Raw genomic sequence first — 25228 nt, forward strand, 5'->3', positions numbered from 1 at the left:
AGGAGAAAAGCAGGAGGATGGGCGGCTAGTGCCGGCGGCGGGTAATGAAGCGGTGCGCGGGGCCGGGCAGCCAGTTTTCCCAGCGCTTGCGCCAGGGGGCAATGTCGCCGCGCAGGTATTTTTCCATCATCAGGCCGGCCAGCGGGGCAGCCGAGGCGCCGCCGAAGCCAGCGTTTTCGATGAACACGGCAATGGCAATCTGGGGGTCTTCGGCCGGGGCAAAGGCGGCGAAGGTGGCGTGGTCGTCGCCGTGGGCGTTCTGCACGGTGCCGGTTTTGCCCGCCACCGAAATGCCCACGTCGAGCAGGCTGGCAAACTCGGCGGTGCCGCCGCGCCCGTCCACCACCGCCTGCATACCGGGTACGATGGCGTCGAAGTGCCGGGCGTCGATTGAGGTGTAGTGCTTTTGCAGGTACTCGGGCCGTGGGCCGCCGTTGCCGATGCTGCGCACGAAGTGCGGGGGGTAGTACCAGCCGCGGTTGGCGAAAATGGCCATCAGGTTGGCCATCTGCAGGCCCGTGATGCCGATTTCGCCCTGCCCGATGCTCAGCGAGTAGATGGTCTTGTAGCTCCAGCGGTTCACGCCGTAGCGCTTGTCGTAGAAGTTGGGCGAGGGGATCAGCCCCATCCGCTCGCCCGGCAGATCAACGCCCAGGTGCTGGGCCAGCCCAAACGACACCACGTGCTGGCGCCAGTCAGCCAAACCCAGGGCCACGTCGCGGAACTTGCTTTTGGAGCGCCCGCGCCGCACGGTGGCAAACATGACCTGGTAGAAGTAGGGGTTGCAGCTGTTCTTGATGGCAATGGTGGAGGTGGCCGGGTACTCGTGGCGGTGGGTGCAGCGCACCAGCTTCCAGTTGCAGGGAAAGCCGGTGTAGGGCGTCACCACGCCTTCCTGCAGGGCAATGGCTTCGTTGACGAGCTTGAACACCGAGCCCGGCGGGTAGGTGGCGGCCAGCGGGCGGTCGAACAGGGGCTTGGTGGTGTCGTTGAGCAGGGCCATGTAGCGGTTGCCCGAGCCCTTACCCGTGAGCTTGGAGGGGTCGAAGGTGGGGGCCGAGATAAACGCCAGGATTTCGCCGGTCTTCGGGTCGAGGGCTACTACCGAGCCGCGCTTGCCCTGCATCAGGTACTCGCCGTACTTCTGCAGCTCGGTGTCGATGCTCAGGTGCAGGTCTTTGCCGGCCACCGAGAGCGTGTCGAACTCCCCGTCGCGAAACGCGCCCTTCTCGATGCCGCGCACGTTCACCATGCGGTACTGCACCCCGCGGCGGCCCATCAGCTCCTTCTCGTAGAACGACTCGAGGCCGGTGATGCCCAGAAAGTCGCCGGCCACGTACTTGGCGTACTTCTCCTTTTCGAGCATGGAAGGCGTGATGGAGCCCACGTAGCCCAGGGCGTGGGCCAGCTGCTGGGTGCGGTAGGCCCGGGCCATGCGGGCCTTGATGCTGAAGCCGGGAAAGTCCACCAGGTTGTCCTGAATGGCGGCCAGCTCGGGCGTGCTCAGGTTCTGCACCAGCGGCGAGGCTTTCACGCGCGAGTACACCTTGGCCAGGCGCAGGCCCTCGCGCAGCTCTTCAATGGGCATCTGCAGCAGCTGGCAGAAGCGGGTGGAGTCGAGGTTTTTCACTTCGCGGGGCACCACCATCAAATCGTACACCGGCGTGTTCTGCACCAGCAGCTGGCCCTTGCGGTCGTAGATCAGCCCGCGGTAGGGCACCTGCACGATGCGCTGCAGGGTGTTCTTGTCGGCGGCCAGCTTGTAGCTGCCGTCGAGCACCTGAATGTGGAAAAGCCGCACCGCAAACACCAACGCCACCGCCAGGAAAATGCCCTGCACCACGTATTTGCGACCTTCGAGGTATTGCAACGGAGGGTAAGAACTGAAAGTGAACCACTAACCGGCCGTCACCGGACCAGCAAAGGTACAACAGCCGGGACGAGTTGCGAGTTGCCGGTTGTCAGCTGGGAGTTTTCAGTTGTTCGTTGCTGGTTTTTCGTTTTTCGCGGCAATGCACCAGCAACGAAAAACCAAAAACGAACACGCCCCGGCGTTTTTGCTTTCGGATTTTGGCGGCCCTCAAAACCCGAGAGCAGATTGACGGCGTGTTTTGCTTTAGGTTTTTGAACAAGCCGAAAAACCTAAAGCAAATCGACGATGCGTTCTGCTTTAGGTTTTTGACGAAGCTGAAAAACCTAAAGCAGAAGCTACCCGAGCGGGCCGGGCGGTTGGTTTCAGCCCGCGCACGCCCCCCCGTCATGCGGTCTTGGCCAGCTCGCAACTGACAACTCACCCCTGACAACTGGCAACTGGCAACTACCGTCGGCGGCGGGCGGGGAAAAAGATGAGCTGGATGATGAGCAGCGTGAGGCCGGTGAACAGGGTGCTCACCAGCACTTTCAGCAGCGTGATGCCCACCACGCGCAGGCTGCCCAGCTCCAGGAAAAAGAAGGCCGCGTGGTGAATAGCAATGAGCAGAGCCGTGTACACCAGGTACCACTGCCAGCCCATCTGGTGAATGTTCACCGAGTCCTGGGCGTCGTAGCCGTCGCGGGGCGTGAGCAGGCGCAGCACCCAGGGGCGCAGGTAGCCCAGCAGCACGGCGCTGGCCGCGTGCACCCCGCCGGTATCGTAGAACACGTCCATGGCAAAGCCGGTCACGAAGCTCAGCAGCAGCAGGGCCACCACGGGCGTGGCAATGGGCAGGAACAGCAGGAAGCCCAAGTAAAAAAAGCACCAGCCCACGCCAAACAGCGAAGGCAGCCGGCTCACCACCAGCATGTGCACCAGCACATACCCCACGAAGCGCAGCAGCTGCACCGCCACGTTGCCCAGGCCCTGCATCATGGCTGCTCCTCCTCTCCCCGGCCGCCCACATCGGGGCGCAGGCCCGAACGGGCTTCCAGCGTGTCGCGCTCGGCCGCCCGCGGCTGCGGCCCGATGACGTACACGTAGGTCAGGTTGGCAAAATTCACGGCCAGGCGCACGTCCACGGTCCAGAAGTTCTTATCGGGCTCCTTCACGTAGCGGTCGATGGTGCCGATGAGAATGCCCTCGGGGAAAATGGCGTTGTAGCCCGACGTCACCACGGAGTCGCCGCGCACCAGCACGTTCTGGCGCGGAATGTAGTCGAGCGAGGCGTGGGTGGGGTCGTCGCCCAGCCAGCGGATGGTGCCGAAGGTGTTGTCGCGCTTGATCTTGGCCGAGAGCGTGGTTTTGGAGTGCAGCACCGAGGTGACGGTGGCGTAATGCTCGCTCACCTGCCGCACCCGGCCCACCACGCCGGCCGCCGTGAGCACGCCCATGCCCGGCCGCACGCCCTGCCGGCTGCCCACGTTCAGGGTCAGGTAGTTGTCCACGCGGCGCAGGCTTTGGTTGATGACGCGGGCCGGCACCAGCGGAAACTCCGCCGCCCGGGTGGGCAGCGCCCGCGTGCCCAGCAACACCGAGTCGGGGCGCAGCTGCACGCCGCTGCTGTCGCCGGCCACGGCCAGGCTGTCGGGTTGGCGCTGACTCAGGTCGGAGCGGTACAGTTGCTGGCGCAGGCGGGCGTTTTCGGCCACCAGCGCCTGGTTCACGTCGGCCAGACGGAAGTAGTCGTAAATCCGGGTGCGCACCTCCAGCACCTGGCCGGCGTAGGTGTTGGCCGAGTTGAAGAAGGCCGCCCGCTGGTAGGCGCTGTTGCGAATCAGCAGCACCAGGCTCACGATTTCCAGCACCACGAATACCAGGATGCCCCGGTAGCGGAAAAGGAAGGTGAGCAGGTTTCTCATTTAATTATGAATTAATAATTATGAATTATCAATTTTCGGGCACTCTATTTCGTCCCGGCATATCGACAATTCCTAATTATTAATTATCAATCCATAATTAAGTAAGCAGCACGCTGCGGAAGCCGACGATGTTCTTGATGGCGGCGCCGGTGCCGCGCACCACGGCGCGCAGCGGGTCTTCGGCCACGTGAATCGGCAGCTTGGTTTTCACGGCCAGGCGCTTGTCGAGGCCGCGCAGCAGGGCCCCGCCGCCGGTCAGGTGAATGCCGTTGTCGTAGATGTCGGCCGACAGCTCGGGCGGGGCAATTTCCAGGGCCTTGAGCACGGCTTCCTCGATTTTGGCCACCGACTTGTCGAGGGCAATGGCAATTTCGGCCGAGGTGACCTTGATAACCTTGGGAATGCCGGTCATCAGGTCGCGGCCGCGCACTTCGTAGTCGGGCGGGGTTACTTCCAGCTCCGTCAGGGCCGCGCCCACTTCAATCTTGATTTTCTCGGCGCTCCGCTCACCAATCAGCAGGTTGTGCTGGCGGCGCATGTAGTCGAGAATGTCCTGGTTGAACACGTCGCCGGCCGTCTTGATGGACTGGTCGCAAACGATGCCCGAGAGGGCAATAACCGCAATTTCGGTGGTGCCGCCGCCGATGTCGATGATCATCGAGCCTACGGGCTGCTCCACGTCGATGCCGATGCCGATGGCCGCGGCCATGGGCTCCTGAATCATCCACACTTCCTTGGCGCCGGCGTGCTCGGCCGAGTCGCGCACGGCGCGCTTCTCCACCTCCGTAATGCCCGAGGGTATGCAGATAACCATGCGGTGCGAGGGCTGAAACAGGCGCGTGCGGGTGTCAATCATCCGAATCAGGCCCTTGATCATTTCCTCGGCGGCGTGGAAGTCGGCAATGACGCCGTCCTTCAGCGGACGAATGGTTTTGATGTTGTCGTGGGTCTTTTCGTGCATCTGCTGCGCTTGCCGGCCCACGGCAATGATTTTATTGGTCGTACGGTCCTTGGCGATGATGCTCGGCTCGTCCACCACAATCTTGTCGTTGTGGATGATGAGCGTGTTGGCCGTGCCCAGGTCAATGGCGATGTCGCTGGTCAGGAAATTGAAGAATCCCATTGAGTTGCGGCGAGTTGGAAAGGGGGCGCGGGTGGCGCCGGAAAAAGTCCGGCAAAGGTAAGCAAGCTTTCCGGTAAGGCCCCAACCGGCCGAAGTGCCGCAGCGGACGGCTCTGCTCCCAAGCTCCGACATCAGGCAGGCCGCGTGGCGGGGCCGACGGCCAAGGCTTACTTCGACCGCAGCTCTTCCAAGCGCTTGCGGCGCTGTTGCAGGCCGCTGTCGATGGTAGCGCCGGTGGCGCCGTCTTCAGCGCCCAGGCGGTAGGCCAACCAGATGGACAACCCGCCGCCAATGCCGCCAATCCACAATAGCCAGGTACCGAGTCCAGCAAGCCTCACCGAAGCCAACCGCACCACGGCCCCAATCAGGAACACCACAATGCCAATTACCGTGGCAGCCCGCAACAATAGCAAGACGGCAATTTCCAGCTTGGTCAGGCCGTAATCGACTTTGCGGCGAGCCTTGGACAGCGGGTTGAACAGATCGGGCATGATGGGGACCAAAAAAACGGACGCCCGAAGTTGCCTTCAAGCGTCCGTTTTCGCAAACCGTAACCGTTTAGTGCTTGAAGTGGCGCACGCCGGTCAGTACCATGGCCATACCGAGGCGGTTGCAGGCGGCTATGCTGTCCTGGTCTTTGATGGAGCCGCCGGGCTGCACCACGGCGCGGATGCCCGCCTCGGCGGCAATTTCCACGCAGTCGGGGAAGGGAAAGAACGCGTCGGAGGCCATGACGGCGCCCCGCAAATCGAAGCCGAAGGCCCGGGCCTTCTCGATGGCCTGCCGCAGCGCGTCGACCCGCGAGGTCTGGCCCACGCCCGAGGCCAGCAGCTGCCCGGCCCGCGCCAGCACAATGGTGTTGCTCTTGGTGTGCTTGCACACTTTCAGGGCAAACTCCAGCGCCGCCGTTTCCTCGGCCGTCGGGGCCGATTCGGTGACCGGGCGGAACTCGGCGCGGCCTTCGATGGCGCGGTCGAAATCCTGCTCAATCACGCCGTTGAGCAGGGTCTTGATTTGCTTCTGCGGAAAGCTCACCGGCTTTTGGCGCAGCAGAATGCGGTTTTTCTTGCTCTGCAGCGTGGGCAGGGCATCGGCGGCGAAGCCCGGGGCGATGAGCACCTCGAAGAACAGCTTGTTTAATTCCTCCGCCGTGGCTGCATCCACCTCCTGGTTCACGATAATCACGCCGCCGAAGGCCGAGACCGGGTCGCAGGCCAGCGCGTTCAGGTAGGCCGCGCGCAGCGTATCGGCCTGGGCCACGCCGCAGGCGTTGGTGTGCTTGAGAATGGCGCAGGCCGCCGGGCCGCCCTGAAATTCCTGCATCAGCAGCACCGCCGCGTCCACGTCCACCAGGTTGTTGTAGCTGAGCTGCTTGCCGTGGAGCTGGTCGAACAGGGCCGCCAGGTCACCGTAGAATGTGCCCTGCTGGTGGGGGTTTTCGCCGTAGCGCAGCGGCGTGGCCTGGCGCTGACTGACTTTCAGCGTGCCGCCGGCCAGCTCGGTGCCCTGGCTGAGGTAGCCGAAGATAGCCGTGTCGTAGTGCGAGGTTTGCTCGAAGGCGGCGGCGGCGTAGTGCCGGCGCTGCGCCAGGGTGCTGGCTCCCTGCTGGGCCGCGAGCAGCTCGGTTACGGCCGCGTACTGCTCGCGCGAGCTGACCACCAGCACGTCGCGGTAGTTTTTGGCGGCGGCGCGCAGCAGGGAAATGCCGCCGATATCGATTTTTTCGATGACGTCGGCCTCGTCGGCGCCACTGGCCACGGTTTCCTCGAAGGGGTACAGATCCACCACCACCAGGTCGATGGGCGGAATCTGGTGCTGCTCGGCCTCGCGCAGGTCGCCGGCCTCGTGGCGGCGGTGCAGAATGCCGCCAAACACCTTGGGGTGCAGGGTTTTCACGCGGCCGCCAAACACCTCCGGAAAGCCCGTGAGCGACTCCACGGCGGTGACTTCGGCCCCCAGATCCTGGATGAACTTGAGCGTGCCGCCAGTGGAGTACAGCTGCACGCCCTGCTGCTGCAGCAGGCGCACCAGCGGCTCGAGCCGGTCTTTGTAATACACCGAAACAAGGGCGGCGCGGATGGGTTGGGCGGGCGTGGTTTCGGCCGCGTGGGAGGCCGGAGCGGGGGTAAGTGACATGGGCAACGAAGTGGGTGAAATGCGGGACGAAGGTAGCGCGCCCAACTCAGCCCCGCGGCCCGGCCCATGTTACCGAATTGTTACGCGCCCTGAACCTGTGGTCCTGATTTCCCCTAAAATGCCTCGTTGAAGGCAAAATACAGCCCGCTCGACTGCCCCGAGCCCACCGCGTAGTCGATGCGGATGCCCAGGCGGTCCTGGCGGTTGACGGCAATGCGCAGGCCCGCCCCGCCGGCCACGTTGAAGGCGCCGGGCCGAAAGTCGCCCAGCTGGTCGCGCACCTGCCCGGCGGCCCCGAAGGCTACCCCGCTCAGGCGCCAGAACAGCTGCTGGCGCAGCTCCAGCTGGGCGGCCACCATCTGCCGGTCGCGGAAGCGGCCCTCGTAGATGCCGCGCAGCATTCGTTCGCCGCCCAGGTTGGCCAGCTCGCGGAAGGGCACCCGGCCGGCGTGAAACTGCGCCTGCACCTGCCCCGCCACGATGGTGCGCGGGTTGCCGCGGCACAGGGGCCGAAAATGGCGGGCATCGAGCAGCAGGCGGGTGAAGCGGTAGTCGCTGCCCAGGTAGCGGCCCATCAGCAGGGCGCTGGCCTCAAGGTAGCTCCCGCGCCAGGTGCTGAGCACGTTGTCGCGGCTGTCGTAGAGCAACGTGGGGCCCAGGCCCGACACCACGGTGGTTTGCCGCTCGCGCGGGTCGCGCAGCAGCAGCAGGTTGGGCTTCTGGCCGTCGTCGGTCAGCGGATCGTCGAGGCGGATGTGGTGCAGGTCGGTGAGGCGGAAGCCCAGGCCGGCGAAGGTGTGCGGGCGCACCTTGCGCAGCACCCGCTGGGTGACGATGACGACCTTGTAGGAAATGTCGCTTTTCTCGGCCTTGCGGGTGTCGTTGCCCACGCCGTAGAAGTAGTAAGGAAAGTTGAAGTAAAACGCCTCGCCGCCCAGAATCCACCGCTCGCCCGGGGTAAACAGGTTGTAGGTGAGCGACAGACTGGACTGCTTGCGCTGGGTGTAGTAGCCCAGCAGGCGGGCGTTGGAGCTGCGCGTAGCTGTATCAGCGCCGAAGCGCCAGACCGGCAGCACCGCCGCGCCGTAGGCCAGACCGGTTTCGGGCTGCGAAAACACGATGGGCAACGCGGCCACCTTCACCCGGCGCACCTTACGGGCGGGGGCCGCTGAATCGGCGGGCAGCGTCTGGGCAACGGCGGCGGTAGAAAAGACGGTGGCCAGCAGCCCGCTCAGGGCCAGTAGCAAACGGTGGCTACGCATAGAAACGAAAAAGCAGCCACCCGACTTGGATGGCTGCTCAATCTACTGAAAGCAACGCGGCGCCGGACAGTTGCGGGGCAGAAATACCTGCCGGCGGCCCCGGTTTCCCCAAGCCAGCTTAGAAGGCCTCGTTCACGCCGAAGTACAGGCCGCTGGAGCCGCCCGAGCCCACGCCGTAGTCGAATCGGATGTTGATTCGGTCGCGGCGGTTGAACTGAAAGCGCAGGCCGCCGCCGGCCGCGTAGTTGAACTCGCCCAGGCCCATATCGCGCAGGCGGGGGGCCACCTGGCCGGCGCCGGCAAATACGGCCGCGTTGAGGCGCCAGAACAAGTGGTGGCGCAGCTCCACCTGGCCCATCAGCAGCTGCCGGTCGCGGAAACGGCCCTCGTAGATGCCGCGCAGCACGCTGATGCCGCCCAGCCCAGCCAGCTCGCGGAAGGGCACGTTGCCGCGGTTGAACTGCCCCAGCAGCTGCCCGGCCAGGATGGTGCGGTTGGAGCCCGGGCGCAGGGGCCGGAAGTGGCGGGCGTCGAGCTGGTAGCGGGTGAACTTGTAGTCGCTGCCCAGGCCCGCGCGGTTGAACAGGGCCTGCAGGTCGAGGTAGTTGCCGCCGAAAGTGCTCAGCACGTTGTCGCGGGTGTCGTAAATTACCGACGGCCCCAGGCCCGAGATGCGCGTGTCGCGCCGCTGCTCGGCGGGCACCTGGGTCAGCAGCAGGTTGGGCTGGTCGCCGTCGGTTACGGTGGGAAAGTCGGCCTGAATGTCGCGCGTGTCGGTGTAGCGGTAGGTCAGGCCCGCAAACAAGCCCGGCACCAGCAGCTGCTTGAGGCCGCGCTGGTTGAAGGTGAGCACCTTGTAGGAAATTTCGCTTTCGTCGGCCAGGCGGGTGTCGTTGCCGATGCCGTAGAAAAAGATGGGGTAGTCGTAGAACAGCAGGTCGCCGGTAATCAGCCAGGCTTCGCGGCGGGTGAAGATGGTGTGGCTGAGCTGCAGGTTGAGCTGCTTTTTCTGCGAGTACCAGCCCCCGATGCGGCCGTTGGACTTGCGCACGGTGGTGTCGCGGCCGTGGCGCCAGGTGGGCAGGAAAGTCACGCCGCCGGCAATGCCGGTTTCGGGCTCGTAGAATATCACCGGCGCCGGAATAAAGCTGGGCCGGTCGTCGGGGTTTTTGGCGGGCTGGCCCAGGCGCAGGTCGCGCTCGGTACGGGCTGGGGCAGCGGTAGAGTCAGGTTGCTGGGCGTGCGCCACCGACGCACAGGTGCTCAACCAGAGCAGCAGGGTATAGAAACGCATGGGCAGAGGGAGGTGGGCAGCGGCATGGTGCCCCGAATACCGCCTTATACGGCGCCGCCCGAGAATGGCTGACTGCGGCCGGCCCGGGGCCACCTCCTAGGCTCTGCTCCCCAACCACCAGGCTTTTCCTCATCTCACCCGACTGATAACCGCGGGTTGGGATAAAATTTCGAGGAAGCCAAAAAAGTATCCCAGATCCTGGCTGCAGCGCCTTGGGATAATTTTTAAAGGGGGTCAAAAAATTATCCCAAGGTTTCGTTGAAGAGAGGTTGGGTAAAATTTAGAGGGAGTCAAATTTTTACCCCTCCCCAGCTGCACGCCGCGAGAGTGGGTAAGATTTCGATGAGGTCAGAATTTTACTCCCCCTTGCCTTCCCCGAACGCCGGGCGCTTAAAGCCACCCACCGGAGAAGCAGGGGCCCTTTCCAGCACAGACCGGAAGCACGGCCAACGCGGCGGGCCGGGGCCGAAACGGGCCGGAGCTTTAGCGCCCTACCACCAGCATGGAGAGCACGCCGCCCAGCATCACCAGCTTGCACAGGGTGCTGAGGCGGGCAAAGTCGCGGCGGCGGTCGGCACGCAGCAGGCGCTGGGCCAGCAGCAGCAGCGGCCCGAGCACCGTGCCCAGCAGCCACGAAGCCAGGCGCCACTGCCCGCCGGCAAAGCCCTGCCCGATGGCCGCGGCCACCAGCCACAGCAGGCTTACCAGAAACAGCGCCGCCACCCACTTGCTGCGGGCCACGCCCAGCACAATGGGCAGGGTGCGGCAGTCGTGCTGGGCATCGCCGCGCATGTCTTCCACGTCCTTGACGATTTCGCGCACCACCGTGAGCAGAAAGGCGGCCAGCGCATAGGCCCACACGGCCGGGTGCCCGGTGCGGTGCAGCAGCTCGGGCAGCAGCACCAGCGCGGCCGTGAGCAGCCCAATGCTGAGGTTGCCCACCAGCGGCAGCCGCTTAAACCGCGCCGAGTAGCCCCACAGCAGCAGCGCCGCCCCCACCGTAACGGCCCCCACGGCCCGGCCCAGGGTAGCGGCCACCACCACGCCCTCGAAGCTGAGCAGCAGGTGGGCCAGCATGGCGGGGCGGCGGCCCACCACGGGGCCCACCACCAGCTGCCCCGGCCGGTTGATGGTATCGATTTTGACGTCGTAGTAGTCGTTGATGATGTAGCCGGCCGCCGCCACGCACACGGTGGCCAGCACCAGCAACCCGAAGCGCGGCTCGAGCAGGGCCTGCAGGGGCCGGGCCGGGGCCAGCAGGCAGGTCTGCGTCAGGGCCATGCACAGGACCATGATAAGCAGGTTGGGCAGACGCACCAGCCGGGCCAGGTGCAGCCCGGCCCGGCTGCCCGGGGCGGGTACGGACGACTGGAAGCCGGGAGAAACCATGAGCAGCGGAAAAAAGGCCGACGGCGAAAGTACGTACCCGCCCGCCCCCCGCCCCGCCCAGGCGCAAAAAAACCCTTTTCAGAGAACTGAAAAGGGTTTCAGGCAAGTGACTTACAATGCTATCGAAGGCGTGCTTCCCCTAGAGCTTTTTGATGTTGACGGCATTGATTCCTTTGCGGCCTTCCCGCGTATCGAACTCGACGCGGTCGTGCTGCTGGATTTGGAGACCACCCAGGCCGGTAATGTGCACGAAGAAGTCTTCCTTCGTGGCATCTTCCGTAATGAAGCCGAAGCCCTTCGACTCATTATAGAATTTGACGGTTCCTGTTTTCATGGCAAGCAAAGAAGGGGGTGAAAGGTGAATGGATGTCCCGGTAAAAGTATCGGAATATCTAACACCTGCAACCCCGGCCCGGCGGTCCGGGCCAGCCGCTCGGGCTACCAGGTACCCTGGGTTTTCATCACGGCTTCCACCAGCTCGCGCACGGCGCCGTGCCCACCGGGCCGGGCCGCCACGTAGCTGCTGATGGCCTGCACATCGGGTGTGGCATCGGCGGGGCAGGCCGCCACGGCGCAGCGGCGCATCACCTCCATGTCGGGCACGTCGTCGCCCATGTAGGCAATGTGGGCCGGGTCGAGGCGGTGCAGGTTGATGTAGGTGTTGAAGATTTTCATCTTGTCGTCGACGCCCAGGTAGATGTCGCGCACGTCGAGCGACTCCAGGCGCTTGCGCACCCCGGTTTCTTCGCGCCCCGAGATGATGACCACCCGGTAGCCCTTGCGCAGGGCGTGGCGGATGGCAAACCCGTCGTGAATGTGGAAGCTGCGGGCCTGCTCGCCGGTGTTCAGCGCCAGCAGGGTGCCATCGGTGAGCACGCCGTCAACATCGAAGATAAAAGCCTGGATAGCGGAAAGATCAACCATTTACAAAGCCACGGTAAAACGGGAGGGAGTGAAGCCGGGGCGCGGGCCCCGGCCGCGGGCGACTAGCCTTTCTGGTTGTCGCGCCACTCGTACACCCACTTGGCTTGAATCTGCTCCAGGTGGCCTTCGTTGGCCTGCTCGCGGGTACCCGCGAAGTTGGGCAGGCTCAGCACCCAGTCGAGCAGGTCGGTAAAGCGGATGCGGTAGATGCGGGCTTCGCCGAATTCATCACCAAACTTCTCGTAGAGGGCCATGGCAATGTCTTCGTGGTCCTGCCAGTGCATGGGGGGCTCGAAGTGGGTCATACTATCAGTTATCAGTTGCGGGTTGGCAGTTGTCAGGGCAGGTATCAGCACGAACTGTCAACTGACAGCCCGCAACTGACAACTCAAAAATTAGTGGCCGAGGAAATCCTGCTTGGGAATCTCCACCACCAGGTTTTCGGTGGCGGCCTGCACCACGCACTGGCAGGCCAGGCGCGAGTTCAGGCGCGGGTCCACGGCGCGGTCGATAAAGTCTTCTTCCTTGTCGCTGATTTCGGGCAGGTCGTCGCCGCCGTCGAGCACGTACACGTGGCAGGTGCTGCACCCGCACACGCCGCCGCAGTTGTGCTGCAGCTGAATGCCGTTGTTGAGGGCAACGTCCAGCACCGACTCGCCTTGCGCGGCTACGTGGGTCTGCTCCGGCTGGCCGTCCGCGAACTTAAAGGTAATGTTGACAGCTTTCACTGAGAATGGGCTTGACGGGCAAAATGCGGGGGCAAAGGTACGCACCCCGCTGCATAAAGCCCGAGCCGGCTCAGATGTTTGGCCCGCCGGCCGCCAAAGCGCCGCCCGAAACCGCCTGCTGCTGGATGCTGGCCGTCAGGCGCTCGTATAAATCCTGCCAGGCGGGGTGCGTCGCCAAGGCCTGGCGGTGCGCCGCCAGCGTGGCTTCGTCGTGGCGGATGGCCGGGCCGGTCTGCACCGCAAACGGGGGCTGCTCGAGGGCTTTGTCCACGGTTTCGCGCACCAGGGGCGTGAGCAGGTCGGCCGGCAGCCCGGCCTGGGCCAGCAGCGCGTCGGCAATGCCCAGCAGGTGGTTGGTGAAGTTGCAGGCAAACACGGCCGCTACGTGCAGCTGCTGGCGCTCGGCAGTGCTCACCGTCAGCACCCGCCCGCTGAGCGAGCTGGCCAGCCGTTCGAGCATGGCCTGCCCCGGCGCATCGGCCGCTTCCAGGCACAGCGGCAGCTGGCGCCAGTCGAGGGCCCGGCCGGGGCTGAACGTCTGCAGGGGATAGAACACCCCGCCCCGGATGGTGGGATGAGCCGCGAACAAGGCCAGCGGCAGCGTACCCGAGGTGTGGGCCACCAGGGCACCCGGGGCAAACGTGGCGGCGGCCAGCACCCCGGCGGCCGCGTCGTCGGGCACGCAGAGCAGGTACACCTCGGCCGCTACGGGCCGCAGATCGGGGGCCGGGCCGCTGAGGGCGCGGGCGCCGGCCGGGCCGGCCACGACCTGCGCGCTGGCCGCCGAGCGACTCCATACGGCAACCAGTTGATGCCCCGCCCGTACCACGGCCACGGCCAGCTGCGAGGCGACCCGACCGGCGCCTAGCAAGACCACGCGCAAGCCCCCGGAAGTGTCTGCCATACCGTATTCGGGGGCGCTTAGGGGCCCCGGCAGCAAATTACAGCGGTTTTTCAGATTGCGGTGACGCGTTTTTTTCCTGAAAAAAATGTGCACCTTGTACTCGCGAAATAGTCGGGCCCGGCTCAGCTAACTGGACGGTACCCGCTTTACCCAGCTTTTCCACCTTCATTTTTTTCCTCTTACATGACAAACTCCTACACAACGGGGCGCACCTCCACCCTCCGCTGGCGGCAGCTGGCGCTGGCCGCTTTGTTGGCGGTTGGGGCCACTGCGGCTCAGGGCCAAAACCTCAACTACAGCCTGTTCGGGGCCCAAAACACGGTTACGGCGTTTAACAGCCTGGGCAGCACGGGCACGGTTATTCCGACCGCCAACACCGACGACGCCAACTCGGCTCTTACGCCCATTGGCTTCCAGTTCAACTACAACGGCCAGGTGTTCACCGATTTCGTGCTGAACACCAACGGCTACATCAAGCTGGGCGGTGCCCCGGCCGCGCCTTACTTCCAGGCCACGTCGCAGGCCGCCGGTAACGCTGCCGGCCCGCTGACCTCGGCGGAAACCAACTTGATTCTGCCCTTCAACGAAGATCTGGAAGCAGGCTCGTCGCCGACAGAATACCGCTACAACACCACCGGCACGGCGCCCAACCGGGTAACCACCATCCAGTGGAGCAACGTGAGCGACAAGGCCCGCTCCAACGGTACGACGGTAGTAGGCAAGCAGTACGCCAACATCTCGTTCCAGGTAAAACTGTACGAAACCACCGGCGTCATCGAGTTCGTGTACGGCACGGCTACCGCCGGTAGCGCCGCCGATGCCTTCAAAACGGTTGCCGTGGGCCTCAAGGGCTCGGGCAGCTCGGCCACCCAGCTCATCGCCGTTACCAAAGGCTCGACCCAGACCTGGGACCTGGCTTCGTTTGTGGCGGGCCTCTACACCGGCAACGGCCACAACATCCGCTCGACCGTGCGTCCTGACGCCGGCCGCACCTACCGCTTCTCGCCTTCGGCCGCCAACGACGCCGCCGTACTGGCCGTGTACACCCTGGGCAAGCTGCCCATTCCCATCGCCACGCCGCACGTAATGCAGGCCGTGGTGCGCAACGTGGGCACCGGTGCCATGAGCAACGTGCAGGTAACGGCCGCCGTAGCCGGCGCCAACACCTACACCAACACCAAGACGATTACGTCGCTGGCCGTGGGCGCTTCGGCCGTGGTAACCTTTGATCAGTTTACGCCTACCAACAACGGCACCAACAACGTGACCGTGACGCTGGGCAACGACGACGTGGCCAGCAACAACACCCGCGCCTACGCGCAGCAGGTGCAGGCCACGACCTTCGCTCACTACGATGCCTCGGTAGGCAGCGCCAGCAGCGTGGGCTTTAACACGGGCTCGGGCCTGCTGACGGTGAAGCACACCACCAACGCCCCGCGCACGGTAACGGCTGTAGCCGCCCGCCTCGAAGACACCCGCACGGTGGGTAACACCGTGTACGGCGTAGTCTGCGACGCCAGCGGCGCCATTCTGGGCCGCACCGCCGACTACGTGGTAACCGCCGGTGACATCGGCACCACCAAGACCTTTACCTTCACCACGCCGGTAAACATTCCGGCTGGCAGCTTCTTCGGCGGCATTGCCCAGACGGCCAACACCACCACCGGCTACTTCCCCGTAGGCAGCCAGGAGGAGACGCCGACCCGTCCCGACGCGTTCTTCAGCATTCCGCTGGCTGGTGGCAACCCCACCGACGTTTCGACCAACAACCTGGGCCGCCTCATGATTGAGGTGGTAACCGGCGCCCCGGCTACCTGTGCTCCCCCCACCGCCGTTACCGCCGCGGCTACCTCGGCTACGGCCGCTACGGTTAGCTTCACCGGTCCGGCCAACGGCACCAGCTACACCATCATCTACGGTCCGACCGGCTTCAACCCCGCCACCGGCGGCACCACGCTGACCCCGAACCCGACGACCTCGCCGGCCACCATCACCGGCCTGGCGGCTTCGACCACCTACCAGGTGTACATCCGCGCCAACTGCGGTGCTACCGACCAAAGCGTACTGGCTGGTCCGTTCAGCTTCACCACCCAGTGCACCCCGCCCATCATCAACACCTTCCCCTACACGGAAAGCTTTGAAGGCATTGCCCCCGGCACCCTGCCCTGCGGCTACACGGTGGTAAACGCCAACGGCGACGCTTCGACCTGGCAGGTAGTAGCGGCTTTCCCCGGCACGGGCACCAACTCCATCCGCTACAACTACAGCACCCCCAACGCGGCCGATGACTGGTTCTTCACGCCCCAGATCTTCACCCGCGCCGGCTTCCGCTACCAGCTGAGCTTCAAGTACCGCAAGACCGACCCCGACTACACCGAGGGCCTGGAAGTGAAGTACGGCAACGCTGCCACGGTAGCAGCCATGACCAACACGCTGTTCACCAACCCGAACATTGCCAACGCCACGGCTTACGTAACGGCCAATGGCACCAGCACCCCGGCAGTAGCCGTGATTACGCCGACTGCCAACGGCTTCATCCACCTCGGTTTCCACGCCATCAGCCCGGCTGACCAGTTCAACATGTACGTGGACGACATCCAAGTTGATCAGGTAGTGACGTCGGCTTCCGACGCCCTGGCCCGCGCCGTAGCCGTGTACCCGAACCCCTCGCAGGGTGAGATGACCGTGCAGGTGACCAACGCCAACGCCAAAAACGGCCTGGAAGTAGTGGTTACCAACATGCTCGGCCAGCAGGTGTTCACCACCTCGGTACGCGACAACGGTACCAGCAAAGTAAACCTGGGCCAGCTGGCCAACGGCATGTACCAGCTGCGCGTGTCGAACGGCGCTGAGTACATGATCCGCACCATCAGCATCCAGAAGTAAGCTTCGGGCCGGCCTGCCGGTTCCAGCTTCTGCCATCGGGCGGCCTGCACTGCGGGCCGCCCGATTTTTTTTATCGATACCTCCTGGTACTATGGCGGCATAATTTTTCCATATTGACCAGCCACCCTACCCGGCTGGTTGGTTCATCCTCGTCCACTTTACCCTTGGCTATTATGGCAGAAATCTACCTCGCGCCCTCCTGGCTACGCTCCCCGGCGGCCCTGCTCACCCTGCTGCTGACGGCCGGGGCCCTCGGCGCCCACGGGCAGGCCCTGAACTACACCCCGGCCACCGCCACCAACCTCGCCGGCAGTTTCACGCCGCTGGGAGCGGGCGCCGCCGCCATTGCCGTGGGCGATGTGGACGACGACAACTCCGCGGCGCAACCCATCGGGTTTTCGTTCGGCTTCAACGGTCAGTCGTTTACCGACTTTGTACTGAACACCAACGGTGCCCTGAAGCTGGGCACGGCTCCGCCCAGCAGCGAGCTGGACAACTTCCTGAGCAGCTCCGATCCGGCCGATGTGAACATGCTGCTGCCCTTCAACAACGACCTGGTGGGCACCAATGGTAGCTTCTGGGTGCAGACCACGGGCACGGCCCCCAACCGCGTGTGCACCATCGAATGGCGCGACATGACCGAGTACGCCACGCCCGAGCAGTTCACCGACTTTGCCTTTCAGGTAAAGCTCTATGAAACCAGCAACCTGGTCGAGTTCGTGTACGGCTCGGCGACACCCGGTACCGGGGGCACCGAGCTGGCTTACGCCTACGCGCTGGGGCTGAAAGGCTCGGGCAGCAACACGGGGCAGGTCGTGGCCGTGACCAAGGCGCAGGCCGATACCTGGGCGGCGGCCACGTTCCTCAACACCGACTACCCCGACCCTTTCCTGCAAACCTTCGACTACGACCTGACTACTCTGGCCGACCCGGGCCGCACTTTCCGCTTTACGCCCGGCACCGCTACGCCCATTCTCGACGCGGCCGTTACCCAGGTGTACACCCTGGGCAGTTTGCCCGCCGGTTTCGGTGGGCCCCACGGGGTGGTAGCGCGCGTGAGCAACGTGGGCACCGACCCGCTCACCAACCTGCCCGTTACGCTCTCGGTTACCGGCGCCAACGCCTTCAGCAACACCCAGACTATTGCCTCACTGGCCGTGGGCGCCTCGGCCGTAGTGCGCTTTGCCGGCTACACGCCCGCCAACGTGGGCAGCACCACGCTCACCGTCACGGTGCCCGCCGACGCCACCGCCGGCAACAACAGCCAGTCGGCCGACCAGGACGTGACCAGCAACCGCCTGGGCTACGCCGATGCCGCGGCCCCCAGCAGCAGCGTCCGCTCGCTGTCCAACCAGGGCTTCGTGGTCAACCTGCACCGCATCGGCCAGGCCCGCACCGTGGAGAACGTGCGCGTCACGCTGGGCACCGATAACGCCTCGGTGGGCCGCACCGTGTACGGCGTGGTGCTCGACGCCCAGGGCAACGTGGCCGGCCGCTCGGCCGACTACGTGATTCAGGCCGCCGATCTGGGGCAGGCCAAGACCTTCGCGCTGACCAACCCCGTGCCGGTGGCCGCCAACACCGATTTCTACCCGGGCCTGGCGCAAACCACTCTGACGGGCGGCACGGGCAGCTACTTCCCCGTGGCCGTGCAGCCCGAAGCCCCGGTGCGCCCCGATACGGTGTACTACCGCTTTGAGGCCCCGGGCCTGGCCAACCGCCGCGGCAGCACGGCCGGCCGCCGCCTCATCGAGGCCGAGTTCCGCGTCGTTGCCGCCACCCGCTCGGCAGCCCTCGACCACGCCCTGAGCCTGTACCCCAACCCCGTGCGCGACGAGCTGACCCTGGAGCTGCGGGCCCTGGTCGCCGGCCCCAAGCCCCTGCAGGTTACGGTCACCAACATGCTTGGCCAGCCGGTGCTGCGCACGGTTACCGGCAATCAGCCCACCACCCGCCTCAACGTAGCGGGCCTGGCCGCCGGCGTATACCACGTGTGCCTGAGCGACGAACACGGTCAGTACACGGTGCGCACCATCAGCGTGCAACGCTAGACCCACTGCCCGCGCCGGGCAATGAGCGTCTGACTCCGTTTAACAAGAAGCCGCCCCGACAGCTGCCGTAAAGCAGGTGCCGGGGCGGCTCCTTTAACATAAACGAGGGGGTTTTAAGCCACGACCTGCGGCTGGCGGACCGGACGGGCCGCCGGCTTGCCGGCAGTTGCCTGCGGGGCGCGGCCGCGTTGCCAGATGGCCATGCCGAAGCCCAGCGTCATCAGCAAAGTGCCGCTCCAGAGCAGGTTGATGAAGGGCTTTTCCATGGCCTTCAGGATGATGTAGTCTTTCTGGGTGGTGCTCACACCGAAGGTAAACTTACCGGTGGCCGGGTCGAGGTTGTTGAAGGTAATGCGCAAACCCAGGGCCTCCACTTCGTCGGGTACGCGGCCCACCAGGCCGTTTTTCACCACGAAAATGGGGTGCACGTGGTACTGCTTGCCGTTTTCACCCGACACGATAACGTCGGCCTGCACGGCAATGTCGTCCTTGCTCAAACCCAGCCCGGCTAGGTTTTTGGCCGGCTCGGCGCCCTTGAATACGGCAATGTAGTCGTTCAGAATCAGCGTATCGCCCAGACTCACGGCCTGCTCCTGCATCTCGCTCCAGTCCTTTTCCTTGCTCGGGTCGGGCACCGACGACACGTGGGAGTAGATGTCGTGGTCCCAGAACAGCTTCACGTCGGGCGAGGCCAGCAGCCCGCCCATTTCCTGGTTGACCTGGGCCCGCGGGTACAGCACGAACTCGCGGCCCGAGGTGGTGTCGTTGTACTCGACGCGGTAGTAGGTGTCTTCGGGGCGGATTTCGAGCGTGTCGCCGGCCTTGTAGTAGGTTTTGCCGTCTTCCTGCTTGATGTCGGCGCGGGCCAGGGCCTTGTACTCGTCGGCGGTGCGGAAGAGCAGTTCCTTGTTGACGTAGCCGGGCACGCCGGGCACGTCGTAGAACTGGCCGGTGTAGGTGAGCTTATAAGGGCCCATCTGTGCGGCCTGGTTGCGCCACAGCAGCACGTTGTCGCGGTTCAGCTCGTCGGGGAACTCCCGCGAGTACAGCAGGCCCGAGGTGTTGCGCGAAATGATGTTGGAGTAGCCCGCCGACGCCAAGATGCCCAGCAGCATCAAGGCTACCCCGATGTGCGACACGGCGCCGCCCGAGAGGCGCACCCGGCGCCGCAGCAGCTGCAGCAGCATGGCCGCGTTGGCCAGCACCCCAAACAGGCCGGTGGTGAGCAGGGCAATGTAGGGCAGGGGCACCTGCAGGCCGTTGTTGCGCACCAGCAGAATGATCAGGCTGGCCAGCAGCAAGGTCAGAATGCCGGGAATGGCCAGGGTGTTGCTCAGGCTTTCCTTGTCGTTTTTCTGCCACCACATCAGCTGGGCCACGCCCGAAAGCAGAGCAATGAACACGCCCATCCACAGCTGAATCTTGGTGTAGTGGGCAATCTGGTCGGCGGGCAGGGCAAGGTTGCTTTTCACCCCGAAGAAGCCGATCAAGGCGTTGTAGACCGGAATGCTGGTGGTTACGAACACCTGGAAGGCGCCCAGGCACAGCACCGTGGCCCCGATGAACACCCACAGCTCGGGATGGTACATGGTCAGCTCCTTGTCGGTAACCGGAATCTGCCGCCAGCGCCAGGCCAGCATGGCAATGCTCAGCACCAGGAACGCCAGCAGGTAGAGCAGCAGCTGGCCCGAGAGGCCCAGGTCGGTGAACGAGTGCACCGAAGCGTTGCCCAGCACGCCCGAGCGGGTAAGGAAGGTGGCGTAGAGCACCAGCAGGAAGGTGGCTACCACCAGGGCGTAGGCCGTGCGCAGGCCGGTGCGGCCGCGCTGCCAGAGCACCAGCGCGTGCAGCCCGGCCACCAGCACCAGCCACGGGATGTACACCGCGTTTTCAACCGGGTCCCAGTTCCAGTAGCCGCCGAAGTTCAGAGTTTCGTAGGCCCAGTAGGCACCCATCATGGTACCGATGCCCAGCACGGCGCCGCCCCACAGGCTCCAGCGCAGGGCCGGCTGCACCCACTTGGTCAGCTCGCCCTTCCAGAGGCCGGCAATGGCGTAGGCGAAGGGCACCAGCGTAAGCGCAAAGCCCAGGAACAGCGTGGGCGGGTGAATCACCATCCAGTAGTTCTGCAGCAGCGCGTTCAGGCCGTTGCCGTCCTGGGGCACCCAGTCGGGGTTGAGCTTGTATACCGGCAGGTCGGGCATGAACTCCTTCATCAGGATAAACGGCGACGAGCCCACTTTCAGGCTGCCCACCATCACGCCCAGAATCATCGACACCAGAAACAGCTGCACGAAGGCAAACACGCTCATGACCGGGGCTTCCCACTGTTTGGCCCCGCGCATGATGAAGGCGCCCAGCACCACGTGCCAGAAAATCCAGAGCAGGAACGAGCCCTCCTGCCCTTCCCAGAAGCAGGAAATCATGTAGTGCACCGGCAGGTGGTTGCTGGAGTGCGACCAGGCGTAGTAGTACTCGTAGCGGTGGCCGTGGATAATGCCGAACAGCGCCACGATAACGCCCAGCACGGCCAGGCCGTGCACCACGAACGCGCCGCGGCCGATGCGCAGCCACGATTCGTCGGGCTCCCCCAGCTTGCGGCCGCGGGCGGCCATGAAATACCCCAGCGTCGAAACCACCGCCGCCGCGAAGGCCACGATGACGCTTAAATGTCCCCAATCACCAATGCTCATGTCGTCTCTTCTGTGGTTCTGAATGTTGAACTCCGAACTTCCAAGTGGCGGTGGCTCTGAACCAGCCTGCCACGCAGGGAAATTCAGCTCTCAGCCCTCAGAATCCGGCATTAGCGCGCCGCCGTGGCTCCCTTCACCTCGTTTTCCACGTACTTCGACGGGCACTTGAGCAGGATTTTGTCGGCCACGAACACGTCGTTGCGCATGTTGCCGGTGATGACCACCTGCTCGGACTTCTCGAAGTCCTGGGGCTTGGGGTTGAAGTACACCACCTGCTGGGCCACGCGGTTGGTATCGACCAGCGTGAAGGAGAAGTAGTTTGGGTCGAGGGTGGGGTTGTACTGCAGGCCCACGGGGTTTTTCTGCGCGTCGTGGGGCAGGCGGCCCACCACGTGCACCTTGCGCAGGTCGCCGTCGGCTGCCAGCTCTTTGGCTTCCTGGAACGAGACGTACACCGAGGCGTCGCCGGCGGTGGCCATGACAATGCTGATGGCAATGGCAATGACGACGAGGGCCAGTAAATGCGTTTTTTTCATGATGACTTAAGGCAGAATCAGCCGGAAATGGGGGCCGACCACTCGGCAGTCAGCCCGTTGAAACAACCGCAAAGGGCGGAAAAAATCCGCCGCTGGGAAATGATTTTTGTTAGTCGCGCAGCTCCCGCTCGAGGCGGCTCACTTTGCGGTCGATGGCCACGAGGTAGGCCACCACGCCCAGCAGCACGACCAGGATGACGCCCACCACCACGTAGATCTTGCCGCTTTGACGCAGCTGGTCGGCCATTTCGGGGCCGGCGGGCTGCTGGGCCAGGGCCCCCAGCACCGGCAGCAGCAGGGCCGCCAGCAGCCCCAGGCCGCGGCGGCAGAGTTGATTAAGCCAGTTGTTTTTCATACAGCTTGTGTTTGACGAAGGTCAGCCGCACGGCTACCTGCGTAATCCAGACGCCAAGCAGCGTCCAGCCAATGATGGCGGGGTAGAACACCCAGCGCATGTTGTTGTCGAGGTCGTACTGATTGAAGCCGGGGTTGCCGCCGGCGCCGGGGTGCAGCGAGTCGGTGAGGCGGGGCAGCACAAACAGCAGCGGAATGGCCGCGCAGTAGGCGAAGATGTTGTACACCGCCCCGATGCGGGCGCTCTGCTGCTCGTCGGTGATGGAGGAGCGCAGCACCAGGTAGGCGCCGTAGATGAGCACCGCAATGGCCGCCCCGTTCAGGCGCGGGTCCGAGGTCCACCAGGCGCCCCAGGTGTAGCGCGCCCACAGGCTGCCGGTGGCCAGGCCCAGCACCGCCATCAGCACGCCCGTGTTGGCCGACTCGTAGGCCAGCACGTCGAGGCGCACCGAGGGCTTGTAGAGGTAGCGTGCCGAGTTGATGGCCGAGGCGGTCAGGATGATGGTCATCCCAAACCACATGGGCACGTGGAAGTACAGGTTGCGGATCGTCTCGTTGAGGATGGGCAGGCGCGGCACCGGCCCCAGCAGCCCCACAACGGTCGTGTAGAGCAGCAGCGCCACCGCCAGCACTTTCCACCAATTCTTAGCCATGAGATGTTAGAAGTTAGAACTGAGAACTTGGGCCGCCGCTGCTGAAACAGTTGGTGCAAAGTGCCCGGAAGCTACGTTCTTGGCTCTCTGCTCTAAGCTCTGCCCAATCACGTTCGCCACAGAAAAGGGTAGAGCAGGTAAGACACGGCCACCACCAGCAGGTTCAGGCCCAGCAGCATGTACAAGGGCTCGGCGCTGGCGTCGAGGCCGTCGAGGGCGTTTTTGGCGGCTTTGATGAGCTGCAGCAGGATGGGAATAACTACCGGGAAGCCCAGCACCGGCATCAGCGTGTTGCTGTTCTGGGCTTTGGCGGCAATGCCGGAGATGAGCGTGAGCGAGGAAGCGAAGCCCAGCGCGCCCAAACACACCACCAGCGTGAAGCGCCCGGGCTGCTGCACGGGGTTGCCCAGCACCAGCGAGTAGGCCCCGAAAGCTACCAGGCCCAAACCCAGCAGCAGCACGGCGTTGTAGGCAATCTTGGCCAGAATCACGGCTTCGGGCCGCACCAGCGAGTAGTAGTAAAGCAGGCGCCCCCGGCTTTCCTGCAGAAAGCTCTTGGCCACGGCATTCACGGCCGAAAACAGCAGGATGATCCACAGCAGGGCGTTCCAGGCCGGGGCGGGCAGCACCCCGCCGCGCACAAAACTCAGGTAACACACGAAGACGGTGCTGCCCACGTAGAGCAGCATGCCGTTGAGGGCCGCGCGCTGCCGCCATTCCAGGCGGAAGTCCTTCTGCATCAGATACCAAATCTCGCGTAACAGCTGCACGGCCGGTCGGTGGGTGAACGGGACGGCAAAGATACAACCCGCGGGCCGGAAGCGGGGCATACCCCCCCGAATATGTCAGCGGGCCGGCCCCTCACGGAGAGGAGCCGGCCCGCTGTTCAGGCTGCATCAGGCGAGCTGTCCGCGGCCTATTCCACCAGCAGGCGGCCGGTGGCCAGCCGGCCGTTCTGCTCGGCCTGGTACAGGTACAAACCCGCTTTCAAACCTTGCAGGGACACTACCACCCGGCCGTCGGCGGCCGCTACGGCGCTACGGCGGCGCACCAAGCGGCCGGTGGCGTCGTGCAGGCTGAGCGTCACGGCGCCGGCGGCGGGCAGGCGCAGCGTCGCCTGCTCACGGGCCGGATTGGGGTAGAGCTCGGCCACCATGGCGCGGGCAACGCGGCTGGCCAGGGGCTGACGGAAGGGCAGGTAATCCACGAAGCCCAGGGCGGCGTTGTCGGGCTTGTGCGCGATGTGGGCTTCGATGTCGGCCAAGTCCGTGGTACCCCAGTCATTGTTTTCCGCTTTCAGGTCGTCGGGGGCGTTGTTGTAGAAGTCGTACACCACGCCGCCGTTGCCGTTGCCGACCAGGCGGTTCAAGCCCACGTTGGTGGTGTCGCCGCTGTTTAGGTCGCCGAAGCTGATGAGCAAGCCGGTGGGGCCGGTGCCCGACTTGAGCACCGTTACGCCCCAGAGGTTGCCGCTGATCAGGTTGCGCGACACCACGCCGGTCTGGCTGTTGCCGGTGAAGTTGATGCCGCTGCCGCCGGTGTTGGCGTTGGGGTTGGTGTTGTTGTTGAGAATGGCGTTGCCGGTGATATAGCTGTTGTAGTTCACGCCCGTCACCGTAATGCCGTAGCGGTTGTTGCGGATGAGGTTGCCGCGCACCTCCGCCCGGGTCACGCCCCCGCCGCCCAGCAGGTTCGACAAGCCAATGCCGCCGCCCATGTTGCCGGCCACGCTGCCCTCGATGCGGCAGCCTTCAATAAGGATGGGCACGCCCGCGGCGCCGGGGCCCAGGTTGATTTGCGGGTAGTTGCCATTTTCAACATTGTTGAGTAGGAACTCACTGTTGCGGATGATGGGCGACGAGCCGCCGTTGGCCGGCGAGCTGATGGCCGAACGGGCGTTGCGCTCGAAGCGGCAGCCCTCAATCAGCGGGCGGGCGCCCAGCGAAACGCTGAGCGTGCCGCTGCCGATGAGTCGGCCGTTGAGCGTGGCCACATTGCGCCGCAGCACGCAGTTGCGCAGCTCGGCGCTGGCGCCCAGCAACCGGATGCCAGCGCTGTACTCCACCACCGTTTTGTTCAGGCGTGAAGCGCCGGCGGTATTGGAGAAGGTGAGCGAGTGCCAGGGCGTGGCCGGGTTCAGGGCCGTAAACTTCACCGAGTCGGCGGGATTGATCAGCAGGGTACCGTCGATGTAAAACAGCGCCAGCGCGGCCACGCGAATGGTTTCGTTGGTGTTGATGCGCAGCGTGTCGGTGGCCGACAGGCGAATGGTGTCGTTGAGCTGCCATTCGGTACCCGCGGCGGTGATGTAGCTGCCCGCGGCGGCGGCCAGCTGGGCCCAGGTGTAGCTCCGGCCGGTACCGGGCGTCTGAAACTGCGCCTGGGCCCGGGGCAGCAGCCCCGGCAGCGTCAGCAACACGAGCAGTAGGAGTTTTTTCATGGGACGGGCGGAAAAAAGGTGAAAGCAAGGGGCACCGGGCCAGCGGCGAAGCTGCATCGGCCCCGCAAAAAAACAAGGCTC

22 protein-coding genes are annotated in these 25228 nt (G+C 64.5%); 2 read left to right on the forward strand and 20 right to left on the reverse strand.

Features of this window, described 5'->3' with window-relative positions:
- Positions 1-25 precede the first annotated feature (25 nt).
- The 14 genes from mrdA to ACE191_RS20880 form a co-directional block, all read right to left on the reverse strand.
- A complete protein-coding gene (gene mrdA, locus ACE191_RS20815; protein WP_400194183.1) occupies positions 26-1870 on the reverse strand; it encodes a penicillin-binding protein 2 in 1845 nt (614 codons plus the stop codon).
- Between the two features lie 447 nt (positions 1871-2317).
- Complete coding sequence (locus ACE191_RS20820) at positions 2318-2848, reverse strand: hypothetical protein (RefSeq protein WP_400194184.1); 531 nt, start codon at positions 2846-2848, stop codon at positions 2318-2320.
- A complete protein-coding gene (mreC, locus tag ACE191_RS20825; protein WP_400194185.1) occupies positions 2845-3774 on the reverse strand; it encodes a rod shape-determining protein MreC in 930 nt (309 codons plus the stop codon). Before mreC ends, ACE191_RS20820 begins: the two co-directional genes overlap by 4 nt.
- Before the next feature lie 97 nt (positions 3775-3871).
- Positions 3872-4897: a rod shape-determining protein gene (locus tag ACE191_RS20830; RefSeq protein WP_400194186.1), complete on the reverse strand. Its 1026-nt coding sequence runs from the start codon at positions 4895-4897 to the stop codon at positions 3872-3874.
- Positions 4898-5064: 167 nt separating this feature from the next.
- Complete coding sequence (locus ACE191_RS20835; protein WP_400194187.1) at positions 5065-5388, reverse strand: hypothetical protein; 324 nt, start codon at positions 5386-5388, stop codon at positions 5065-5067.
- A gap of 67 nt (positions 5389-5455) precedes the next feature.
- Positions 5456-7033, reverse strand: coding sequence for a bifunctional phosphoribosylaminoimidazolecarboxamide formyltransferase/IMP cyclohydrolase (gene purH / locus ACE191_RS20840; RefSeq protein ID WP_400194188.1), 1578 nt, complete (start codon positions 7031-7033; stop codon positions 5456-5458).
- 113 nt (positions 7034-7146) lie between these two features.
- Positions 7147-8295 (reverse strand): BamA/TamA family outer membrane protein, encoded by a 1149-nt coding sequence (locus ACE191_RS20845; protein WP_400194189.1) that lies wholly within the window; start codon positions 8293-8295, stop codon positions 7147-7149.
- Positions 8296-8413: 118 nt separating this feature from the next.
- Complete coding sequence (locus tag ACE191_RS20850) at positions 8414-9589, reverse strand: BamA/TamA family outer membrane protein (protein WP_400194190.1); 1176 nt, start codon at positions 9587-9589, stop codon at positions 8414-8416.
- 483 nt (positions 9590-10072) lie between these two features.
- Positions 10073-10978: a geranylgeranylglycerol-phosphate geranylgeranyltransferase gene (locus ACE191_RS20855; protein WP_400194191.1), complete on the reverse strand. Its 906-nt coding sequence runs from the start codon at positions 10976-10978 to the stop codon at positions 10073-10075.
- Between the two features lie 139 nt (positions 10979-11117).
- Complete coding sequence (locus ACE191_RS20860) at positions 11118-11312, reverse strand: cold-shock protein (RefSeq protein ID WP_400194192.1); 195 nt, start codon at positions 11310-11312, stop codon at positions 11118-11120.
- A gap of 104 nt (positions 11313-11416) precedes the next feature.
- Positions 11417-11902, reverse strand: a complete 486-nt coding sequence (locus ACE191_RS20865; protein ID WP_400194193.1) for a KdsC family phosphatase — start codon at positions 11900-11902, stop codon at positions 11417-11419.
- 62 nt (positions 11903-11964) lie between these two features.
- Positions 11965-12207: a Fe-S cluster assembly protein IscX gene (gene iscX / locus ACE191_RS20870; RefSeq protein WP_400194194.1), complete on the reverse strand. Its 243-nt coding sequence runs from the start codon at positions 12205-12207 to the stop codon at positions 11965-11967.
- A 90-nt stretch (positions 12208-12297) separates the two neighbouring features.
- On the reverse strand, positions 12298-12630 hold the full coding sequence (locus tag ACE191_RS20875; protein ID WP_400194195.1) for a 2Fe-2S iron-sulfur cluster-binding protein: 333 nt from the start codon (positions 12628-12630) through the stop codon (positions 12298-12300).
- Positions 12631-12700: 70 nt separating this feature from the next.
- Positions 12701-13534, reverse strand: a complete 834-nt coding sequence (locus ACE191_RS20880; protein ID WP_400194196.1) for a Rossmann-like and DUF2520 domain-containing protein — start codon at positions 13532-13534, stop codon at positions 12701-12703.
- A gap of 183 nt (positions 13535-13717) precedes the next feature.
- On the opposite strand from ACE191_RS20880, the gene ACE191_RS20885 reads away from it, so the two are divergent.
- Both ACE191_RS20885 and ACE191_RS20890 read left to right on the forward strand, forming a co-directional pair.
- Entirely contained in the window at positions 13718-16420 is a 2703-nt protein-coding gene (locus ACE191_RS20885) for a T9SS type A sorting domain-containing protein (RefSeq protein WP_400194197.1), read from the forward strand.
- 173 nt (positions 16421-16593) lie between these two features.
- A complete protein-coding gene (locus tag ACE191_RS20890; protein WP_400194198.1) occupies positions 16594-18471 on the forward strand; it encodes a T9SS type A sorting domain-containing protein in 1878 nt (625 codons plus the stop codon).
- A 113-nt stretch (positions 18472-18584) separates the two neighbouring features.
- On the opposite strand, the gene ccsA is transcribed toward ACE191_RS20890, so the two are convergent.
- The 6 genes from ccsA to ACE191_RS20920 form a co-directional block, all read right to left on the reverse strand.
- Positions 18585-21164 carry a cytochrome c biogenesis protein CcsA gene (gene ccsA / locus ACE191_RS20895; RefSeq protein WP_400194199.1) on the reverse strand — a complete coding sequence of 860 codons (2580 nt, stop codon included), beginning with the start codon at positions 21162-21164 and terminating at the stop codon, positions 18585-18587.
- Between the two features lie 110 nt (positions 21165-21274).
- Positions 21275-21700, reverse strand: coding sequence for a cytochrome c maturation protein CcmE (locus ACE191_RS20900; protein ID WP_400194200.1), 426 nt, complete (start codon positions 21698-21700; stop codon positions 21275-21277).
- A gap of 109 nt (positions 21701-21809) precedes the next feature.
- Complete coding sequence (locus tag ACE191_RS20905) at positions 21810-22055, reverse strand: CcmD family protein (RefSeq protein ID WP_400194201.1); 246 nt, start codon at positions 22053-22055, stop codon at positions 21810-21812.
- Positions 22036-22707 (reverse strand): cytochrome c biogenesis protein, encoded by a 672-nt coding sequence (locus ACE191_RS20910; protein WP_400194202.1) that lies wholly within the window; start codon positions 22705-22707, stop codon positions 22036-22038. Before ACE191_RS20910 ends, ACE191_RS20905 begins: the two co-directional genes overlap by 20 nt.
- 107 nt (positions 22708-22814) lie before the next feature.
- A complete protein-coding gene (locus ACE191_RS20915; RefSeq protein ID WP_400194211.1) occupies positions 22815-23447 on the reverse strand; it encodes a heme exporter protein CcmB in 633 nt (210 codons plus the stop codon).
- A gap of 176 nt (positions 23448-23623) precedes the next feature.
- On the reverse strand, positions 23624-25147 hold the full coding sequence (locus ACE191_RS20920; protein ID WP_400194203.1) for a T9SS type A sorting domain-containing protein: 1524 nt from the start codon (positions 25145-25147) through the stop codon (positions 23624-23626).
- Positions 25148-25228 lie beyond the last annotated feature (81 nt).

Source organism: Hymenobacter sp. B81 (assembly GCF_044628455.1).
Lineage (GTDB): Bacteria > Bacteroidota > Bacteroidia > Cytophagales > Hymenobacteraceae > Solirubrum.

What these genes read in the sequence shown, in the direction of transcription:
- ACE191_RS20820 (WP_400194184.1), bottom strand. Translation starts at nt 2,848, where the DNA reads ATGATGCAGGGCCTGGGCAACGTGGCGGTGCAGCTGCTGCGCTTCGTG.
- mreC (WP_400194185.1), bottom strand. Translation starts at nt 3,774, where the DNA reads ATGAGAAACCTGCTCACCTTCCTTTTCCGCTACCGGGGCATCCTGGTA.
- ACE191_RS20830 (WP_400194186.1), bottom strand. Translation starts at nt 4,897, where the DNA reads ATGGGATTCTTCAATTTCCTGACCAGCGACATCGCCATTGACCTGGGC.
- ACE191_RS20835 (WP_400194187.1), bottom strand. Translation starts at nt 5,388, where the DNA reads ATGCCCGATCTGTTCAACCCGCTGTCCAAGGCTCGCCGCAAAGTCGAT.
- purH (WP_400194188.1), bottom strand. Translation starts at nt 7,033, where the DNA reads ATGTCACTTACCCCCGCTCCGGCCTCCCACGCGGCCGAAACCACGCCC.
- ACE191_RS20845 (WP_400194189.1), bottom strand. Translation starts at nt 8,295, where the DNA reads ATGCGTAGCCACCGTTTGCTACTGGCCCTGAGCGGGCTGCTGGCCACC.
- ACE191_RS20850 (WP_400194190.1), bottom strand. Translation starts at nt 9,589, where the DNA reads ATGCGTTTCTATACCCTGCTGCTCTGGTTGAGCACCTGTGCGTCGGTG.
- ACE191_RS20855 (WP_400194191.1), bottom strand. Translation starts at nt 10,978, where the DNA reads ATGGTTTCTCCCGGCTTCCAGTCGTCCGTACCCGCCCCGGGCAGCCGG.
- ACE191_RS20860 (WP_400194192.1), bottom strand. Translation starts at nt 11,312, where the DNA reads ATGAAAACAGGAACCGTCAAATTCTATAATGAGTCGAAGGGCTTCGGC.
- ACE191_RS20865 (WP_400194193.1), bottom strand. Translation starts at nt 11,902, where the DNA reads ATGGTTGATCTTTCCGCTATCCAGGCTTTTATCTTCGATGTTGACGGC.
- iscX (WP_400194194.1), bottom strand. Translation starts at nt 12,207, where the DNA reads ATGACCCACTTCGAGCCCCCCATGCACTGGCAGGACCACGAAGACATT.
- ACE191_RS20880 (WP_400194196.1), bottom strand. Translation starts at nt 13,534, where the DNA reads ATGGCAGACACTTCCGGGGGCTTGCGCGTGGTCTTGCTAGGCGCCGGT.
- ACE191_RS20885 (WP_400194197.1), top strand. Translation starts at nt 13,718, where the DNA reads ATGACAAACTCCTACACAACGGGGCGCACCTCCACCCTCCGCTGGCGG.
- ACE191_RS20890 (WP_400194198.1), top strand. Translation starts at nt 16,594, where the DNA reads ATGGCAGAAATCTACCTCGCGCCCTCCTGGCTACGCTCCCCGGCGGCC.
- ccsA (WP_400194199.1), bottom strand. Translation starts at nt 21,164, where the DNA reads ATGAGCATTGGTGATTGGGGACATTTAAGCGTCATCGTGGCCTTCGCG.
- ACE191_RS20900 (WP_400194200.1), bottom strand. Translation starts at nt 21,700, where the DNA reads ATGAAAAAAACGCATTTACTGGCCCTCGTCGTCATTGCCATTGCCATC.
- ACE191_RS20905 (WP_400194201.1), bottom strand. Translation starts at nt 22,055, where the DNA reads ATGAAAAACAACTGGCTTAATCAACTCTGCCGCCGCGGCCTGGGGCTG.
- ACE191_RS20910 (WP_400194202.1), bottom strand. Translation starts at nt 22,707, where the DNA reads ATGGCTAAGAATTGGTGGAAAGTGCTGGCGGTGGCGCTGCTGCTCTAC.
- ACE191_RS20915 (WP_400194211.1), bottom strand. Translation starts at nt 23,447, where the DNA reads ATGCAGAAGGACTTCCGCCTGGAATGGCGGCAGCGCGCGGCCCTCAAC.
- ACE191_RS20920 (WP_400194203.1), bottom strand. Translation starts at nt 25,147, where the DNA reads ATGAAAAAACTCCTACTGCTCGTGTTGCTGACGCTGCCGGGGCTGCTG.